Source organism: Rhodoferax sp. ZS1R8, from assembly GCF_056521325.1.
In genome coordinates this window covers 1-1,064 of record NZ_JBWMBA010000185.1, presented here as the reverse complement: position 1 = coordinate 1,064, position 1,064 = coordinate 1, and the positions used below count along the sequence as shown (strand labels likewise).

Genomic DNA, 1,064 nt, shown 5'->3' with positions numbered 1-1,064 from the left:
CGCCGAAGGTTTTACCACCCGCGACGTCTATACCCGGCGCCATGATCTGGAGCTGCAAAACACCGTGCAGTGGGGCGCAAACAACCGGCTGGTTTGGGGGGCGGACCTGCGCAGCGACCACGCAGATTTCCCCCTGCTGTTCGCACAGCCCTACACCGTCAACCCCTGGCAGGTTTTTGTCCACAACGAATGGCGTTTGCCCAAGTCCGCGGTGTTCAATATCGGCACCATGCTGGAAGATGACGGCATGGGCAACCGCAGCCATTCGCCACGGGCCTCGCTGAATTACCACCTTTCACCAGAGCACACGCTGCGCTTTGGCATATCCACGGCTACCCGTAGCCCGGTGATGTCGGAGGCCTTCATCGCGGCCGACAACACCATTTGGGGCGGCGCTTATGTTCCTCCCGCCCAGCGGCTGACACCCGAGCGGGTAGTGTCACGCGAAATCGGCTACATCGGTGAGTTTCGCCAGTTGGGCCTGTCGGTCGAGTCCCGGCTGTACGCCGAGTCGGTGCGCAACCTGATCTGGTGGGACAAATGTGTACGACTGCCTGGCTGCGCAGATGGTTTCGGCAACCTCTTGGCTGCGGAGTACCAGGGCCTGGAAGTGACCGCGAAGTTGCGTTGGGACGAAGGGCGTAGTTTTCTGGTCGCCAACTACGCCCGCCAGCACGCATCCGCAAGCCTGCACGCATTCCCCACACAGTACTTTCACCCCCTGATTGGCGAGGCCGTCAAAGACTTTTACACCAGCAAATACCTCGCCCTGTTCCCCCAATCAACGCCCCTGAACAGCGGCAGCCTGCTGCTGTCATTGGCACTGGCGGACGCATGGAGGCTAAGCACGGGCTATTACTTCCGGGACCAAGTTCGGGTGCTGGATGTCGCATCAGACGTCACGCCCGAATACAGCATGCACCGAATCGACATGCGGCTGTCCAAGACTTTCAAGTTTGAACAGGGCCGCCAGGCAGAGGTCGCCGTGGTTGTGCAAAACCTCAACCGGGACGACTACCCCAAATACGGCACGGTGAACCGCGTCGCAGAAGTTCCCTTCGCGC

The 1,064-nt window shown here is 60.6% G+C and carries 1 protein-coding gene; it reads left to right on the top strand.

Features of this window, described 5'->3' with window-relative positions:
• Positions 1-1,064 (top strand): TonB-dependent receptor plug domain-containing protein (locus AC097P_RS24860; RefSeq protein WP_479613085.1); only part of this gene is annotated, 1,064 nt, incomplete at both ends.